Source organism: Mesorhizobium sp. B1-1-6, from assembly GCF_006443035.1.
In the GTDB taxonomy this organism is placed as follows: domain Bacteria; phylum Pseudomonadota; class Alphaproteobacteria; order Rhizobiales; family Rhizobiaceae; genus Mesorhizobium.
This window is the reverse complement of sequence record NZ_VFWR01000012.1, coordinates 188,112-204,109: the sequence shown is the minus strand read 5'-3', so window position 1 is coordinate 204,109 and position 15,998 is coordinate 188,112. Positions and strand designations below refer to the sequence as shown.

16 protein-coding genes and 1 pseudogene are annotated in these 15,998 nt (G+C 62.3%); 2 read left to right on the top strand and 15 right to left on the bottom strand.

Annotated features, from left to right (window positions below; translation table 11 throughout):
* Position 1: 1 nt before the first annotated feature.
* Positions 2 to 2,113, bottom strand: a complete 2,112-nt coding sequence (locus tag FJ979_RS23740) for a catalase (RefSeq protein WP_140583974.1) — start codon at positions 2,111 to 2,113, stop codon at positions 2 to 4.
* Positions 2,114 to 2,406: 293 nt separating this feature from the next.
* Between FJ979_RS23740 and FJ979_RS23735 the strand changes: the two genes are divergently transcribed.
* Positions 2,407 to 2,970 carry a sigma-70 family RNA polymerase sigma factor gene (locus FJ979_RS23735; RefSeq protein WP_140498076.1) on the top strand — a complete coding sequence of 188 codons (564 nt, stop codon included), beginning with the start codon at positions 2,407 to 2,409 and terminating at the stop codon, positions 2,968 to 2,970.
* On the opposite strand, the gene FJ979_RS23730 is transcribed toward FJ979_RS23735, so the two are convergent.
* The 12 genes and pseudogenes from FJ979_RS23730 to FJ979_RS23680 form a co-directional block, all read right to left on the bottom strand.
* The gene (locus tag FJ979_RS23730) at positions 2,971 to 3,123 is read right to left on the bottom strand and encodes a hypothetical protein (RefSeq protein ID WP_181165412.1); all 153 of its coding nucleotides are present in this window, start codon (positions 3,121 to 3,123) and stop codon (positions 2,971 to 2,973) included. It abuts the gene before it with no gap.
* Between the two features lie 185 nt (positions 3,124 to 3,308).
* Positions 3,309 to 3,527, bottom strand: coding sequence for a hypothetical protein (locus FJ979_RS33155; protein WP_224519089.1), 219 nt, complete (start codon positions 3,525 to 3,527; stop codon positions 3,309 to 3,311).
* 213 nt (positions 3,528 to 3,740) lie between these two features.
* Positions 3,741 to 4,457 (bottom strand): annotated as a pseudogene (locus FJ979_RS33150) (class I SAM-dependent methyltransferase); the annotation flags it as partial.
* Between the two features lie 70 nt (positions 4,458 to 4,527).
* A complete protein-coding gene (locus FJ979_RS23720) occupies positions 4,528 to 5,508 on the bottom strand; it encodes a GNAT family N-acetyltransferase (protein ID WP_140564426.1) in 981 nt (326 codons plus the stop codon).
* 8 nt (positions 5,509 to 5,516) lie between these two features.
* Complete coding sequence (locus tag FJ979_RS23715; protein WP_140583973.1) at positions 5,517 to 6,581, bottom strand: glycosyltransferase family 4 protein; 1,065 nt, start codon at positions 6,579 to 6,581, stop codon at positions 5,517 to 5,519.
* Positions 6,578 to 7,414: a PIG-L family deacetylase gene (locus tag FJ979_RS23710; protein ID WP_140515199.1), complete on the bottom strand. Its 837-nt coding sequence runs from the start codon at positions 7,412 to 7,414 to the stop codon at positions 6,578 to 6,580. The genes FJ979_RS23715 and FJ979_RS23710 overlap by 4 nt, the downstream gene beginning before the upstream one ends.
* 7 nt (positions 7,415 to 7,421) lie before the next feature.
* Positions 7,422 to 8,348: a beta-xylosidase gene (locus FJ979_RS23705; RefSeq protein ID WP_140497390.1), complete on the bottom strand. Its 927-nt coding sequence runs from the start codon at positions 8,346 to 8,348 to the stop codon at positions 7,422 to 7,424.
* Positions 8,341 to 9,102 (bottom strand): TIGR04290 family methyltransferase, encoded by a 762-nt coding sequence (locus FJ979_RS23700; RefSeq protein WP_140497392.1) that lies wholly within the window; start codon positions 9,100 to 9,102, stop codon positions 8,341 to 8,343. The genes FJ979_RS23705 and FJ979_RS23700 overlap by 8 nt, the downstream gene beginning before the upstream one ends.
* 2 nt (positions 9,103 to 9,104) lie before the next feature.
* Positions 9,105 to 9,902, bottom strand: a complete 798-nt coding sequence (locus FJ979_RS23695; protein ID WP_140497394.1) for a sugar phosphate nucleotidyltransferase — start codon at positions 9,900 to 9,902, stop codon at positions 9,105 to 9,107.
* Positions 9,902 to 11,002, bottom strand: a complete 1,101-nt coding sequence (locus tag FJ979_RS23690) for a glycosyltransferase (RefSeq protein WP_140583971.1) — start codon at positions 11,000 to 11,002, stop codon at positions 9,902 to 9,904. Before FJ979_RS23690 ends, FJ979_RS23695 begins: the two co-directional genes overlap by 1 nt.
* Before the next feature lie 14 nt (positions 11,003 to 11,016).
* A complete protein-coding gene (locus FJ979_RS23685) occupies positions 11,017 to 11,613 on the bottom strand; it encodes a histidine phosphatase family protein (protein WP_140515201.1) in 597 nt (198 codons plus the stop codon).
* Entirely contained in the window at positions 11,610 to 12,713 is a 1,104-nt protein-coding gene (locus FJ979_RS23680) for an inositol-3-phosphate synthase (RefSeq protein ID WP_140515202.1), read from the bottom strand. The genes FJ979_RS23685 and FJ979_RS23680 overlap by 4 nt, the downstream gene beginning before the upstream one ends.
* 152 nt (positions 12,714 to 12,865) lie before the next feature.
* Here FJ979_RS23680 and FJ979_RS23675 point away from each other — a divergent pair, with 152 nt between their 5' ends.
* Entirely contained in the window at positions 12,866 to 14,620 is a 1,755-nt protein-coding gene (locus FJ979_RS23675) for a hypothetical protein (RefSeq protein WP_140583969.1), read from the top strand.
* Positions 14,621 to 14,623: 3 nt separating this feature from the next.
* Here the strand turns inward: FJ979_RS23675 and FJ979_RS23670 are convergent, their stop codons facing one another.
* Both FJ979_RS23670 and FJ979_RS23665 read right to left on the bottom strand, forming a co-directional pair.
* A complete protein-coding gene (locus tag FJ979_RS23670; protein WP_140497402.1) occupies positions 14,624 to 14,809 on the bottom strand; it encodes a hypothetical protein in 186 nt (61 codons plus the stop codon).
* A 139-nt stretch (positions 14,810 to 14,948) separates the two neighbouring features.
* A complete protein-coding gene (locus FJ979_RS23665) occupies positions 14,949 to 15,989 on the bottom strand; it encodes a UDP-glucuronic acid decarboxylase family protein (protein ID WP_140583968.1) in 1,041 nt (346 codons plus the stop codon).
* Positions 15,990 to 15,998: the final 9 nt, after the last annotated feature.

The following is a 15,998-nucleotide window of genomic DNA, read 5'->3' as shown; positions in this document are numbered from 1 at the left end:
GTCACAGCTTGACGGCCGCTTCCCGGGCCCACAGCCGCAGCTTGCGGCAAGCTTGCACGAATGCCTTGGCGGAGGCTGCGGAGTCCAGCCGCATCAATCCCTCATCGGCATCGGCTGCGACGCCTGCCTTGGCCAGGAGCGGCGCGGCTCCCTCTGTAAAGCCGATGAATTTGCAATGCGCAAAGGCATCCGACACGAAGTCCCTGGCGGCTGCCTCCTTGACCAGCAACTCGGCGCCCGGCTCGGACAGGAGCAGTACCACCGCGTCGAACAGGACCGACGGGCCGCCGTCGATCATGTGTCTGGCTTCGATGTGGGTGCCGTCTGCGGCCTCGACGCCGCCCACCTTGGGCGCGATCACCTCCATGACCGCGCCTTCCGTTTCGATGGCCGAGCGAAGTTGTTCGAAAAGGGCCGTGTCGGCCCCGTCGCTCAGCAACACGCCGACCTTGCGGCCTTTGAAACTATCGGGACCGTTCTCGATGATACTGAGAGCCGGAGACGGCGGCAGGTCGTCGCGCGGCGGGATGGCGGTCTCGGCGGGGTCGGGCATGTTCCGAATGCCAAGCTTGTCGGCGACTTGAGTCGCCAGCGTTTCGTCTATGTTCAGCAGATGCGCCACCATGCGTTCGCGGATCGCCGGTGCCTGCACCTTGCTCAATTCGAATGTCAGCGCCATGGCGATATGGCGTTGCTCCGGCGCTGTCTGGCTGTTGAAGAATTGCCGCGCCTGGCTGTAGTGGTCGGCGAAGCTCTCCGCCCGCAGACGCACCTTCTGCCCCTCTTCGGCGTCGGCGAAAGAGCGGAAGCCGCGTTGCGGATCCTCGCGGGGACCCGAGCCCCACGAATTCGGCTCATAGTTGGCGCGGCCGACCGGGTTGTGCATGGCCATGTGCCCGTCCTGCTGAAAATGTGCGAAGGGGCATTTCGGAGCGTTGATCGGAATATGGGTGAAGTTCGGGCTGCCCAGCCGCTTCAACTGGGTGTCGAGATAGGAGAAGTTGCGGCCCTGCAGAAGCGGGTCGTTGGAGAAGTCGATCCCGGGCGGCACGTTCTGGGTCATGAATGCAACCTGCTCGGTCTCGGCGAAGAAATTCTCCGGCATGCGGTCGAGCACCAGCCGCCCGACCGGGATTGGCTCGATGATCTCTTCAGGTATGATCTTCGTGGCGTCCAAGATGTCGAAGTCGAAGCTGTCGGCAAAATCCTGGTCGAACAATTGCACCGTCAGCTCCCATTCCGGGAAGTTTCCTGACTGGATCGCTTCCCACAGGTCGCGGCGGTGGAAGTCGGGATCGGCGCCATTGATCTTGACCGCTTCGTTCCAGATCACCGACTGCATGCCGAGTTTCGGCTTCCAGATGAATTTGACGAATGTGGATTCGTCGTCGGCATTGACGAGGCGGAACGTATGGACGCCAAAGCCTTGCATGAAACGGAAGGAGCGCGGTATCGCTCGATCCGACATGATCCACATGACCATGTGCATCGATTCCGGCATCAGGCTGATGAAATCCCAGAAATTGTCATGTGCGGTCTGGGCCTGCGGGAAAGCCCGGTCTGGCTCCTGCTTGGCAGCATGGATGAGGTCCGGAAATTTGATGGCGTCCTGGATGAAGAACACGGGAATATTGTTGCCGACGAGGTCCCAATTGCCTTCTTTGGTGTAGAGCTTGACGGCAAAGCCGCGCACGTCTCGGGCGAGGTCGAACGAGCCCTTGTTGCCGGCAACCGTCGAGAACCGCACGAAGGCAGGCGTCTTTTCGCCGGCGCGCTGGAAAATGTCGGCACGCGTGTATTTGGCCAGCGATTCATAAGTCTCGAAATAGCCATGAGCGCCGTAACCACGGGCATGCACCACCCTTTCCGGGATGCGTTCGTGATCGAAGTGGAAGATCTTGTCGCGAAAGTGGGAGTCCTCGATCAGAGACGGTCCGCGCTCGCCAATCCGCAATGTGTTCTGGTCGTCGGAGACAGGCGTTCCCAGGGCAGTCGTGAGAACAGGCGTGTCGGCTTCCGCGATCTGGTGCAATTCGCCGCCATTTCCGCGCGCGGCATTCTGATCGTGCATAGGCGCCGATTTGGGAACTGAACGGTGTGCGGATTTGGCCATGATTTTTTCCTCGATTGACGCCCGTGGGCTGACTTGGCTCAAGGCGCCGAACTGCCGGTGCATGGCTTTGTTCCCGCACAACGGCGCGTCGCGCCTATCCTAAGCCAGCGCGAACACGCTGGTGGACGGCGCGCAAGGGGGGCGCGGCCGCAGCAGGATCGTTCGGCCGCATCAGAATTTTCTGGAGAGTTGTCTTCAACGCCCGGAACGATACAAACGTCCATGCATTTAGCTGGGGTCTGCATTCATACTTCTTTCTGGGAGCTGGACCATTGTCAGGCGAAGGCTATCTTTTGGCCGACCAGGAAACCCATGAAGTTTCCATCGTTGACCTGATACCCGCGCTACGGGCTTTCGCGCGCACCTTCTGCCGTATCCCCGACGATGCCGACGATCTGGTGCAGGAAACGTTGACGAAGGGCCTTGCCAACATCGACAAGTTCGAACCCGGCACGCGCATGAAGTCGTGGCTCTTCACGATCATGCGCAACACCTACTACACCCGGGTCAAGGTCGCGGCCAGGGAAGCGCCTGGCCTGCTCGACTGCGCGTCCTCGAGGCCGATTTCGGAAGCCACACAGGAATGGACCGTTCAGAGCAAGGAAGTTCACGGCGCCATCCAGAGGCTCCCTGAACACCAGCGCGAGGTGCTGATGCTGATCGGCGTCCTAGGTGTCAGCTATGAGGAGACGGCCGAGATATGTGGCTGTGCGGTGGGAACGGTCAAAAGCCGGCTCAACCGTGCCCGCGCCGCCGTTCTTGAGTTCCTGGGGGAGAGTTCGCTGCAGACGCTGATGGAAAGACGAAATCATCTGTCGGACGGGCAGATCGATATCGATGCCGACAGCCGAAGATAGTCAGTTCTTTATGTCGCGCCGGCGTTTCGCAAGGAGCGCGTTTTGCAGTTCGATCGCCAGTCTGGTCAAGCGATCAGGAACCTTTTCCTGCTCGATCGCGATCAGCAGAGAGGCAATCTCCTGATCCATCGCCATTCCTGCGCGCGGGTCCATTCTATCATCGCTCGAACGAGACATCGTATTCCCTGGCTGGATGGATGGCAGTCCGTCATCCTATTGTGATGACAAGCAACCGCCATTACAAGGAGATGCCCGGTGCCGAAACCGTTGCCGGCAGCCCTTGCACAGGTTTTTCTTCCACTCTCGATTGCCGAGGTCACAGATCCACTGCGGCGCTTTCAGTCCTTCGGCAATCGATTTGCGGCATGATCCTGATATTGATCGGACTTGATCTGATTGCCGTCCAGGCCGCGTTCCTCGCTGTGCTGCTTCTTGTCCCTGTTGGATAAAACGGCATTCTCTTCGATCTTGTCCTTGGCCAGTTCGGTCATTGCTCCGGCGCCGGCCCCTTTGCCGTGGCTGCCACGGCCGATATGTTTCTTGCTGCCGGATGCCATGCTGTCCTCCTTCGAATTGGCGCCGCTCTTCAGCGTCGCTGTGTTCGACGCCCGAACTGGCATTGGCTGGTAATGTTCCGTCACGCCGGCAAGCAGGAAGGCGTCGCCGTCCCACAGCCGAAACGGCTTTTCGCCATCGATGACGACCTGCAATCCGTGACGTTGCGCCAGGCGACATATATCGGAGCGGTCCAAAAACAGTGATTCGCGATATGAGTAGTTCAGCAAGGCCAGCCTGCCCGGCCTTTTGAGGACGCGCGCAATTTCGCCGAAATGCCGCTCCGCCACGCCGGCTAGCACCAGATAGGGGAAACTGTCGACCGCCAGAACGCAGTCGAAACTCGCGTCGCCGAACTCCGCCAGATCCAGGCCTGAGGTCCGCCGCAACTCTACATTGCCAAGCGCTGCGCATTGCTCACGGGCGATCGATATCATCCTCGACGATATGTCGATACCGACGACCCGCCCACAGGACGCCGACAGCGCGCGTTCGAAACGCCCGATGCCGCAACCGATGTCCAGAATGCTGCGTCCAGCGCCGGTGAAGTCTTGCGCTGTCAGCCATGCAACGATTTCGTCGGTCGTGGCTGCCAGCCTTTCCTCATCGCCAAGGGAAGCCAACTGGACACTCGCCACCCGGGAAATCGCTGCCGCGGCATCAAAGCCCGAGGCCAGCCGCGTCACGACATCTGCATCCGTCTCGTCGTCGTCGCGTTCGTGACGAACGGCAGAACCCGTTTTCTGCAACGTGGCAAAAACCTCCGATCCGCGGCGAAGCAGCCCGGCTATCTGCTGGAGCCTTTCCCTGTCTCGAGTATCGACCGGATCGATCTCCGCCACGATCTCCGCCAATTCGACTGCCCCGATGCCTGGGTGGAGATGCAGCGCCAGCCTGGCGATGACGGCCTCGGCACTGACAGCGTCCGCCATACAGTCCTCGACCGCCAGCCTGACCGCTATCCGGCGGCGCACGGATGTTGGTTCCATCGAAACCATGGTCTCATTTCCGCGTCCAAGTCCTTCGCATCGTCCACCTGTCGCCAGCGCCCCAGCCATATTTGTACGGCTCCTGGCCGCGCAGGAAGTCGAACTCGCGCGCACCTTCGCGGATCGATTCGGCGATTGCGTGGCCGACCAGGATCGCGCCTGGACTTTCCTCGGCATAGGCAGGATCGAAACCGCCAAGATAGGCATAGGCACGGCCGCGATGGTGAAATCCGTAGTAGACGCCGATTGGCTTGCCGTCGATGGCGAGCACCCAGCGTCGGGTCAGATCTCGAGCGTCGAGCAGGGGAAGCGAGCACCTGTGGAATTGCTCGACGGCGAGGTCGGCCAGCACGCCGCCTCCGTTTCCGGCCCAGCGCGCGCCGTGCAGGCCTATCAGGTGGTCGAGGAACAGTTGAGGATCGCCTCGTACCGGCGACAACTCGACCCGGCCGCGTCTGGATGCGGCGCGGCGCGCCCGGCGCAACTGGCGTCTGCGCCGGGCAGGGACGCAGCCCGCCAGCGTTTCATCGCCGTCGGTGGCAAGCACGGGACAAACGGCGTGGCCGACCAGTCCATCGGCTTTCAATTCGGGATGTTCGATCGCCAGACCGGCACTGCCTTGCGGCAGATCCGGCAGGATCCACTGCGACCACTCGATCGAGAGTATCTTCTCTGCAAGGGCAGTGGCGACCTGGGCCTCGCTGCCGGGCACACACAGCACGTCCAGATAGTCGCTGAGGGAAATGCCGATCGGAAGCAGTTTCGAGCCTTCCGTGCCATGTTCGAGATAGAGCGGCGCCAGGCCCACCAGATCGTTGCCGCGCCAGATGGCGACCGTCGCCAGCTCCCCCGGAGCGAATGTGCGCCACCACGGCAGCAGCCAGGCGGGACATTGAAAGGGCGTCGCCGACGAACTCTGCTCCCACAGGTTCCACCAGTGCGGCGCCAGTGCATGCAATTGCTCTGGATCGCCGATGATCTCGCTGCGCAGCATCTGCTCTTTCACCGCACCGCGGCGAGACGCCTGCGGTCGGCGCCGAGCCGGGCCAGCGCCAGATAGGCGCTCATGTAGGACGAGACCATGCGCTCGAGCGAAAACCGCCGGCGCGCCTCGCTTCGGCACGTCTCGGCATCAAGGCTGGGTGCCGCGACAATTGCTTGCGCCATCTCGTCGACATTGTTGACGATAAAGCCGGTCTTGCCGTGCTCGACCACTTCGGGAAGCGCACCATTTGGAAAGGCGATCACCGGTGTGCCGCAGGCGAGTGCTTCCATCGCGACCAGCGAACTGGTCTCGGCGGCGAGGCTCGGAACGACCAGGCAGCGTGCTGCATTGAGCAAGCGCCGCTTGGCGATGAAGCCGAGCGGACCGAGGAAGCGGCGCCGACGATCGAGGCGAGGTTCGACCTCATCGCGAAAGTACTGGGTATGCGTCTCGTAAGGATAGACCCGCCCGCCGATGACCAGCGGCACATCAGTCTGCCTGGCGGCATCCAATGCCAGGTGTATGCCCTTTTCCGGGCAGATGCGGCTGAGCACGACGGCGAAGTCGCCCCTGGGCCGCGGCTGGTTCAGCGCGTCGATATCGACACCATTCGGGATCGGGGCAACCAAGCTTGCGTCCGGCGGTGCGGTTCTTTGCTGGGCTGACGAGACGGCGTGAAGCCAGAGATCGTCGCGCCCTAGGCGCAGCGCCCCGGCCGGGTACCAGTCGAGCGGCAGGTGAAGCGTCACCAGGGTCGGACCGTCGGCAGGCAGGTAGGCGTCGAAGTCGATGCCATGCAGGTGAACCACGTCGATCGGCCATTGGGCGCGGGCAGCGGCGATCGCGGCGCGATGGGACTCCTGTGCCCGGATTTTTGCTGACTGGTCGAGCACGCCGGCTTCGGCGGGCGTTTCCACCAGAATGCCGCTTGCACTGGAACCCTGGCAGCCGATGACGATGGATCGGTGACCGGCACGGGTCAGGGCCTGATCGAGCATTGACAGCACCTGCTCGGCGCCGCCAACGGCGTTCGGTCCCACCGGCGCGAGAGGATAGGCAACATTGAGCACTGTGAGCGTCATGGCTGGTCGAGCCGGAGCGCCTCGTGAGCACGGGCGCTTGCATGCAGCCAGGTGCCGGGCTCGAAACCCAGCGGCAGCGATTCATAGTAGAGCCTGCCATCGTTGGGCAGCTTCAGGAAATCATAGGTCGGCGCCAGCCGGAAACGCTCGGTGCGGGTCGAGAACGGCGCCAGCGTCCGCTGCTGCGTCAGGTGGCTGGCCAGCATGCGCTGCTTTTGCTGAAAGGCCGCTTCGGTCAGGCAGACCTCTATGCAATCACTGCCGGTGCCGCTGGCGAAATCCTGAAATACCGGGCCGTCCGGGCCAGCCGAATAAAAGGCCATTTCGATGATGGTGGGCACGGGCCGGCGGTCACGGCGCAGAAGATGGCAGGCCGCGTGAACGGCGAAAGCGGTCGCGTCGTGGTCGGGATGGCCTCCCTCGAAAGGATGTGTGCAGACGAAGCGGATGTCGGGTTCGCAAACAAGGCAGGCGAGTTCCTGCGCGAGCGCCACGAGATTCGCCGCAGCCTCCTTGTCGGGATAGCCAAGAGCGGTCAGGCCCGATGGCGATATGCCGGCCGCGGCCAAGGCTTCCGTCAGTTCCGCACGGCGGGCATCGGCATAGTCCTGCCATGTCTCGAAACCATGCGCTTGCGCGTCGGCAAGATCGCGTGGTGCTCCGTCCGTGACATGGACGATGCGGCATGACCGCAGTCCGGCAAGATGCCCGCCGATGCCGATTGTCTCGTCGTCCGGATGCGCGACGACGACCATGAGGGCGGAGCCATGAGCTGCGTCACTGCCCGTCAACAGCGCCGCGAATTCGCCCAGGGTTGCCGACGGTTGATGCATGGGAGCCTCACGCTGCCGAGGCTCGCCGCTTCGACGTGGAAGCCACGCCGGGCGCGTAGCGGCGGATCATGGTTGCACAGAATTCGGCGAATTCCTCCGGCACCAGCGGCGGACTGGTGTGGTGAGGCATCATCCCGCGATGCTCTGGCGTGAAGCAGAAGGTGACGGTCACGTCGAAATCGGCGAGCGCTTCCATCTGTCGGTCGAACCAGTTCAATGCATTCGGCCTGAAACTGTCGGCCCAGGAAAGTCCGGTCCGCATATTGGTGACCCCGAGCCGCTTCATCCAGGCGACGGCGTCGTCCAGCCGCGGGTCCTCGAAATGAAACCACTGCACCAGCCCCATCTCGGGCGTATGGCGCAGGAATTCCTCCAGTGCCGGTTTTGGCGTGCCGTCCTGGCGCAGCAGCCCCATATGGAAGTGACGATAGTAGGAGGAGCCTTCCGCTTCGCGATGGCGCGTTGTTGCTTCCCATTCGCGCGGAAGATCATAAAGGCTGTACCACTGGATGCGCGGAGCGTTGCCGAGCAGCAATTCAGCGGTGCGCCTGAGGCCCCAGACCTGGATCTCGTCGGCGCCGAAGGTCGATACGCCAACTTCGCTGACCCAGATCGGGAGATCGGTGACGGCCGCGATCTCACCGATCTTCTGTGGCCATTCCTGGATCTGCCACAGGTTCCAGTCGAGCGGAAAGCCATGCACCGCGACGGCATCGACGTGGTCCAGCAATCTGAGTTCCTTCATGCGCGTGACGAAGCCGGGGTCGATCGGAGAGATGCCGCCGAGCACCTTGGTCAGGGCCGGGTTCTCGGACGCTATCGCATCCGCCGACAACATTGCCATGGCGGCGAAGCGGCTCCAATCGGGGTCGAGCTCGGGATCCCAATGCGATTTGTTGTTGGGCTCGTTCCAGATCATCGCGGCTTCAATCATGGATCTGTCCTTTCGACGGGTAGACGGCGCCGCCGCCGGCCGGATCGCCGGCGGAACGGCAAAAATAAACCTCCTGCTCGGGGTGCAAAAAAATCTCGAAGCCGGCGCTGCGCAACATCGCTTCGGTGCAGGCGCGGTTGGGAATCCACCAATTGGTCGGATCGTCGGCATATCGATGTTCGATGAAATGCAGTTTCGGAAATTCCGGCCGCTCGAACAGGTCGTGCGTCCAGAAATGATAATTCTGCTCAAGCGCAGGCAGATCGGCGCTGCCGCGTTGCATGGACTGGAAGATCATCAGGTCGCCGGCGACATGCCCGCGGATCAGGTCGAGCGCGAGCAGGGGATGGCGCAGGTGGTAAAGAACCCCCATGAACAGCACGATGTCGAATGTCTCGCGCAGGGCGCCGACGTCATAAACCGAAAGCTTCTGGAACTCGATGTCGCAGTCCGCGATCTCGGCGGCAAAGCGCGCCTGTGCCAGATAGGCCTCGTCGAAATCGATGCCGAGGACGCGACCGGCGCCGCGCCGTTTCATTTCGATGGAATAGAAACCGGCATTGCAGCCGATATCGAGCACGGACTTGCCGGACAGGTCGGCTGGAATGGCATAGGCGAACTTGCGCCATTTGACCAGCGGGTAGTTACCGAGAAAATGGTCCGGAGCAGTTTCGACGCCGGCCAGTTCCATGTTGTGGAACCATGGGCCGAGGGCATCGATACGGCGTTGGATTTCAGCATGGGAATGCAGCATGGCTAAGCTCCTTCGCCCGGAACGGCATGCGAATGTGCCGTAGGCGCGATCATCGTGGGCCGGTGCTGTTTGGACGCAGCATCGTCGTCGAGCAGCCGAAGGGCCGCGCGATAACCGTTGAAAGTGCCGACATCGACGTAGGCGGCCCCTGCCTTCACCCCATACGCCTGACCGCCCGCCGTCAGGTAGGCGTTGATCAACGTGCCGATATATTCGTCATAGCAATCCCGCTCGCGCCAGAGTGCCGCGAGCTGGTGCAGGACATGGCCCGGCATCTTGAACGCGCCCCATATCCAGTTCGTCGCCGCGTCCTGCCGCTTGACCTGGATTTCCCGCACCCGGCCCTCCTCGTCGAGAACCACAGCATCGAAGAATTCCGGCCGATCCACCGGGAAGAGCAGGAATGACAGCCGGTCGTCCGGCAGACGGCAGAAGCCGTCTTCGGGAAACCAGATCGTATCGGGAAGCCCGATCAACACCGTCTCGTCCGGTGCGACGAGGGGTGCTGCGCGGAAGATGGCGTCGCAAAGGCCAACAGGGTTGGGTTGTACCACGAACAGAGCGGTCGCCGCTCCGTAGCCCGCGGCATAGTATTCGAGGATGTCGGATTTACCCGATCCGATGATGAAACAGACCTTGTCGACGCCGGCGCGCACCATCCGCCGCACCAGGTATTCGCTTACGGCGCAGGGGCGCTCCGTCTGTCCATCGATCCGGCTCCCGACCGGCAGCAGCTCTTTCGAGAAGCCGAGCGGTTGAATGCGGCTGCCGCGTCCGGCAGCGGGCACGATGCCCAACATCAGACTGCTTCCTTCATCGGTTCGCCGGCCGACCTCTGCAGGGCTTCGTTCAGGATGCGATCCAGTTCCGCCGCGCGCCGCGTGGATGTGTGTTCGTCCAGAACCCGTTCACGCGCACGGCTTCGGATTGCGTTGAGCTCGTGCGATGGCAGTTTGAGCGCCGCGATCACGTCGTCTGTGTCGTACGCCAGCAGGATCTCGCTACCGGGTTCGAAGAAGCTGCTGAGGCCCGGCCAGGTGTCGGTGACGATCGGCACTCCGCACGCCGCTGCTTCGAACAGCCGGCCCGAAGGGCACCACCCCTTTTGCGCCATCGCCTCGCGCGTCACATTCAGCGTCAGGCGGGACGACGAAAAGAAGGCTGGATGATCTGCCGGCGGAAGATGCCTGACGAAGAAGATGTTGTCGCTCCACGGGAATCCCTGTGGATATTGTGCACCGCCGATGATGAAGCGGTGGTCAGGCAGGAGTGCGGCCGGACGGACCAGCAGTTTTTCGACCCCGGCCTGGCGATCTGCCGCATAGGTTCCGAGATAGGACAGGTCGCCCGCAAATTCCGGCCTAGGTACTGCCGGCCGGTGTTGGTCGGGATCGACATGGCCATAGAGCGGCACCACGTAGCGTGCACCGAGAACCGACTTGAGTGCATCGATTGCCGAGCCGCCCGTGTAACTCAGGACGAGATCGAAATCGGCAAGCCCCTCGGGCCCGAAATAGGGCGGGCGTTCACCTTGATCGAGGCGCGCCAGCGTGATCGGAGTGTCCAAGTCGTAAAAGACGCGCAGCCCGCGGCATGCCTGCTGCGCCAGACGTGAAGCGTCCACGGCGTCGGGGCAGTAGGAGGTAACGATGACGACGTCCGATTGCTTGATCGTCTGCTCCGCGACCCTCCGGATGTCCTCCCAGTCCGGGTAGAGCACGATGTTGCCGCCGTCCAGCTGGTCGAGGTCCCGCGCACCTGCATAGTAGGGGGTGTTGCGCTCGAAAAAGGTGATGGACCAGCCGTGCCGGGCCAGCGCCCGGATCAGCCCGCGCCACAGGGTGGCGTGGCCGTTTCCCCATGAGGACGTGACGGTGAGACCGAAAATGACCATCTGCATCCGGCAAGTCCTCGTCAGGCAAGTTCGTTCAGACGGATGAGCTTTGCTCCCCAGTCTCCGGACACGATCGTCGTGATTGAGGCGGGGTCGATATCGAAGCGAAAACTGTCGCCGACGGGCAGACCAAGCACATGGCAGATGGCTGCCTTGATCACGTCGGCATGGCTGATCAGCGCGACGCATTGATTCTGATGCCGCTCGCGAGCCTGATCCATCAGCGAGACGATACGCTGTTGGACATCCAGCATGGTTTCGCCGCTTGGGGTGCTTGCTTCCTGCCGCCGGCTGTTCCACGCCTGCCAGCCGGCATCGCCGTTCAGTTCCTCGAACGTCTTTCCCGACCAGATGCCGAAGTCGATCTCGTCGAGTTCGGCGCAGATCGCGATTTCGCCGACATTACAGGCAGTCGCGATCGGCTTGGCGGTTTCCTGCGTGCGCTCGCGTGGGCTGCACCAGATAGCGGCAATCGGCTCGCGGGCCATGCGGCGGCCAAGATGCGCCGCCTGAGCCCTGCCGGATTCGCCAAGGCGAACTCCGCCCATCCGTCCGGCCAGATAGGAGCCGACATTGTCGTGTGCCGCGTGCCGGATCAGGAAGAAGGTCGTCGTCATTCCGCGGCATCGAGCATAGGCTCGTCCCTGCCTGTGATGAATGCGAGCGTGCGCTGCCGAGCTTCGGCATCGGTGAACTGCTCAGGCGGAGACTTCATGAAATAGCTGCACGGACCGGTCAGCGCGCCGGCGATGCCGCGGTCAAGCGCCAGCTTGGCGCAGCGCACGGCGTCGATGACCACGCCGGCCGAATTGGGCGAATCCCAGACTTCCAGCTTGAGTTCGGCATTGAGCGGCACTCCACCGAAGGTCGTGCCTTCAACCCGGATGTAGGCCCATTTGCGATCGGTGAGCCATGGCACATGGTCACTGGGGCCGACATGAATGTTGCCCGGCTCCAGGGGAACATCGAACTGGCTGGTCACGGACTGCGTCTTCGAGATCTTCTTCGATTCCAGCCGCTCGCGTTCCAGCATGTTGAGGAAATCGGTGTTGCCGCCGAAGTTCAACTGATAAGTGCGGTCGATGCGGACGCCGCGCTCGCGGAAGAGATTGGCCAGCAACCGATGCACGATTGTCGCGCCGACCTGGCTCTTGATATCGTCGCCGACCAGCGGCAGCCCGCGTTCCTCGAAACGCAGGCGCCATTCGGGCCGTGACGCGATGAAAACCGGTATGCAGTTGACGAAGGCGCAGCCGGCCTCGAGGGCGCATTCGGCATAAAAGCGCGTCGCTTCCTCCGACCCCACCGGCAGGTACGAGACGAGCACATCGGCACCGCTGTTCCGCAGGATTTCGCTGACATTGGCAACCGGCTCCGGCGCTTCCTCGATTTCCGTGCGCAGATATTTGCCGATGCCGTCCAACGTGGGGCCACGCTCCACGCGAACCCCGGTTGCAACCGCATCGGCAAAACGGAACGTGTTGTTCGGGGCGCTGTAGATCGCTTCGGCCACGTCGCACCCGACCTTGCCCTTGGCGACGTCGAACGCACAGACGACCTCGATGTCATCGACGTGGTACCCGCCGAGATCGGCGTGCATCAGCCCGGGGATCGGCTCGTTGCCTTTTGCGTCTCGGTAATAGGAAAGGCCTTGCACCAGGGAGGATGCGCAATTGCCTACACCGACGATACCGACACGAACTTTCTTCGATCCCACGAAACTGCCGTCCTGTGCTGTCCAAGGTAAGTTCCTGGGCCCGAACCGTCAGCTTGCCGGAATGTTCCTTGGCATGTGGAAAAATTGCGCGCGGCAGGATGGATCAAAGCCGCGCATGCCGCGTTGGCGCACGGCGAGCTTGGAATCGGTGGATGATCGTCTACGGCGACCACAAACGAACGGAAGACGCGCGACAGCTTCGCGAGGCTGCAAGCGAAATGGCTGAAAGCCTCGATTGCAGGCCCTGCGGCATTCAACGCCACGCTGCGCTGGTAGGGTTGTTCGTCAAGGTCTCGGAACTGGTCCAGGCACTGGCCGATGTCGAGTTCGAGGTCCGCGGCGGGGACACCCCTTCGCCGAGGCAGCGGCAAGGTGCCAAGCTGCTGGTCGGCCTTGCGGCGGAAGTGGCGAGGTCCTGGCGAAGCGGCTTCACAGTGACCGGCGCCGTCGATCCCATGCTGAGGCATATGCTGGCCGCGCTCGACTGCCGGGGCGAGGTTCTTACCGGCGCGGCCGAGGGATACGCGCATTATGCGCTCTATCCTGAAAGCTATCTCGGCGCGGCGCGGGCATCAGGCCTCGACTCGAATACATGCGTCATCGGCATCCGCAGCATTGGCCTCGGGCTTGCCGCCTTGGTCGCCGCGGCGATCGACGCGCCGGCACCCATCAGCGTGCGCCCGATCGGCCATCCTTTCCGCAGGTATGTCAACGCCGATCCGGAATTGATCGGCGCCTGGAGGGGCAAGCCGTCGGCTTGCTTCGCTGTCGTCGACGAGGGCCCCGGCCTGTCGGGCAGTTCAATGCACGCCGTCGTCGCATGGCTGCGGCGGCTGGGCATCGATAGGGATCGCATTCACCTGTTCCCGAGCCATTCCGGCGGCCCGGGTGCCGAAGCCTCTAAGGAGGTTCGTGAGACATGGTCGGGTTGCCGAAAACATGTGGCGCGGGCCTTCGAACGCACCTTCCCGGGCGGCGCGCAAATGCCGACGCTGCGCGATTGGGTGGCGGAGGCTGCCGGCAGCCCGCACTTGGCCCTAACCGAAATATCCGCTGGAGAGTGGCGAAACCTCCACTACGCCGAGGAGAGGCTCTGGCCACCGAGTCAACGCGGCATCGAGCGGCGAAAATTCCTGGCGTCCGCGGGACGCGATCGGTGGCTCGTTAAATTTGCCGGCCTCGGTCAAACCGGGCAGCGCAAGATGCAAACCGCGGAGATGCTGCACGAAGCCGGCTTCGGACCGCAGATCGTCGGGCTTTGTCACGGTTTTCTGGTTGAACGGTGGATCGAGGGAAAGACAATGGATCAGGCAAGCCTGTCCAGAGACAGGCTTGTCGCGGAGCTCGCACACTATCTCGCTTGGCGTGCGGCCAATCTCAGAACTCCGGAACCGGGTGCTGGATTGCCGGAACTCGCTGAGATGGCCGTCCACAATGGCGCCGAAGCCCTGGGTGAGCGGCGCGCGGCGGAGCTGCGGAACTGGTTCTCGAAGCGTGCCCCTGCGCAAGCGCTGCCACGGGTCGAGATCGACGGAAGGCTTCACCCGTGGGAGTTTCTCGTTTGTGCCGACGGGATGTTGATCAAGACGGATGCCGTCGATCACTGCCGCGGGCATGATTTGATCGGCTGCCAGCCCATAGAATGGGACATTGCCGGCGCTCGCGTCGAATATAGATTTTCCGACAGCGAGCTAGCGACCTTGGTCCACCGCATGGAAGCCGGCGAGCGGCTCAATATCGATACCGGCCTCATTGACTATCTCGAACCTTGCTACCTGGCGTTTCAACTGGGACTCTGGAACGTTGCTGCCCGATCCGAGCATGGCCCGGAGAAGCCAAGGCTGGTAGCCGCGGCAACGCGGTACAAGAAAGGGCTGCTACGGTTCCTGGAGAGGTCCGGGCCGTGACGATCAGTCCAGTCTCCGCAGCATGTCCGCTTCGCGTTCGAGAATGGTGGCCACTTCCTCGCGCTGCAGATGCGTCATCATCAGGCTGACGCAGCACTCGAGATAGGTGATAGAGGCCCGTCGCAGAAAGGCAGCCGTCTCTCTTTCCGCAATCTGCTCGATATCCTTTGCGGATCGTTTGGGTTGCACAGGTCCGTTCTCCATAGCGGGGTCTCATCGTCAAACCCCGAGCTTGCCAGGATGTTCCGCGCAATCCGCAAAAGTGCGGCAGGAGGCATGACCGTGCTTGAGCGGTCATGCCGGAGCACGTGGCTGCGGCGGCCTGGCTTCAGGCCGGAAGGTCCTGCAACCTGCCCGATCTTGCGCTTGTCGCAATAGCTGTCATCCGGCCGTCGATCCCGCTGGTTTCGAGATTGGAGAAGTATCCGATCGTCTGCATCAGCCCTTGCCTGAGCGGCACTTTCGGCGTCCAGCCGAGCAGCGCCTTCGCACGCGAGATGTCGGGCTGCCTCCGGCGGGGATCGTCTTGCGGCAAGGGCAGGAATTTCAGATCCGATTTGGTTCCGGTCATGTCTCTCACCATGGATGCCAGTCGCATGATGGTGAATTCTCCGGGATTGCCCAGGTTGACGGGTTTTCCGGGATTGGGGTCGAGATCCATCAGGCGCATCATACCGTCGATCAGATCGGAGACGTAGCAGAAGGACCTTGTCTGCAACCCATCACCGAATATCGTCATCGAGCGCTTCTCAAGCGCCTGCATGATCAGGTTCGAGACGATGCGGCCGTCGGCGGGGTCCATCCTGGGACCGTAGGTATTGAAGATGCGAGCCACGCGAATATCGGCTTTTGCCGCTCTCAGATAATCGAAGCAAAGCGTTTCGGCGGTGCGCTTGCCTTCGTCGTAGCAGGCGCGCGGGCCGGTGAAGTTCACATGGCCAACATAGTCTTCCCGTTGCGGATGTTGTTCCGGGTCGCCATAAACTTCACTTGTCGACGCCTGCAGGAATCGCGCATTGTTGCGGGCGGCGAGTTCGAGCAGGTTGAGCGTTCCGATGACGCAGGTGCGTGTCGTGTGTATCGGATCGGCCTGGTAGCGCGGCGGCGAAGCAGCGCATGCCAGGTTGAAAACGCGATCGACCGGCTCGCCCAGGTTCAGCGGCCGGCAGATATCCTGCTCGATCAGCCGGAAGCGCGGCTGGTCCATGATCGAGACGATGTTGTCCATGCGGCCGGTAAGGAAATTGTCGACGCAGATCACACGCCAGCCGTTGCGGAACAACGTTTCGCAAAGATGCGAGCCGAGGAAACCCGCGCCGCCGGCGACAAGCACTGTCTTCGCCCTTCGCGCTTTTCTTGTTTGCCGCATCGCTGTTTT

Excerpts from the sequence above, each read along its gene's own strand:
- FJ979_RS23740 (WP_140583974.1), bottom strand. The coding sequence starts at position 2,113 with ATGGCCAAATCCGCACACCGTTCAGTTCCCAAATCGGCGCCTATGCAC.
- FJ979_RS23730 (WP_181165412.1), bottom strand. The coding sequence starts at position 3,123 with ATGGACCCGCGCGCAGGAATGGCGATGGATCAGGAGATTGCCTCTCTG.
- FJ979_RS33155 (WP_224519089.1), bottom strand. The coding sequence starts at position 3,527 with ATGGCATCCGGCAGCAAGAAACATATCGGCCGTGGCAGCCACGGCAAA.
- FJ979_RS23720 (WP_140564426.1), bottom strand. The coding sequence starts at position 5,508 with ATGCTGCGCAGCGAGATCATCGGCGATCCAGAGCAATTGCATGCACTG.
- FJ979_RS23715 (WP_140583973.1), bottom strand. The coding sequence starts at position 6,581 with ATGACGCTCACAGTGCTCAATGTTGCCTATCCTCTCGCGCCGGTGGGA.
- FJ979_RS23710 (WP_140515199.1), bottom strand. The coding sequence starts at position 7,414 with ATGCATCAACCGTCGGCAACCCTGGGCGAATTCGCGGCGCTGTTGACG.
- FJ979_RS23705 (WP_140497390.1), bottom strand. The coding sequence starts at position 8,348 with ATGATTGAAGCCGCGATGATCTGGAACGAGCCCAACAACAAATCGCAT.
- FJ979_RS23700 (WP_140497392.1), bottom strand. The coding sequence starts at position 9,102 with ATGCTGCATTCCCATGCTGAAATCCAACGCCGTATCGATGCCCTCGGC.
- FJ979_RS23695 (WP_140497394.1), bottom strand. The coding sequence starts at position 9,902 with ATGTTGGGCATCGTGCCCGCTGCCGGACGCGGCAGCCGCATTCAACCG.
- FJ979_RS23690 (WP_140583971.1), bottom strand. The coding sequence starts at position 11,002 with ATGCAGATGGTCATTTTCGGTCTCACCGTCACGTCCTCATGGGGAAAC.
- FJ979_RS23685 (WP_140515201.1), bottom strand. The coding sequence starts at position 11,613 with ATGACGACGACCTTCTTCCTGATCCGGCACGCGGCACACGACAATGTC.
- FJ979_RS23675 (WP_140583969.1), top strand. The coding sequence starts at position 12,866 with ATGATCGTCTACGGCGACCACAAACGAACGGAAGACGCGCGACAGCTT.
- FJ979_RS23665 (WP_140583968.1), bottom strand. The coding sequence starts at position 15,989 with ATGCGGCAAACAAGAAAAGCGCGAAGGGCGAAGACAGTGCTTGTCGCC.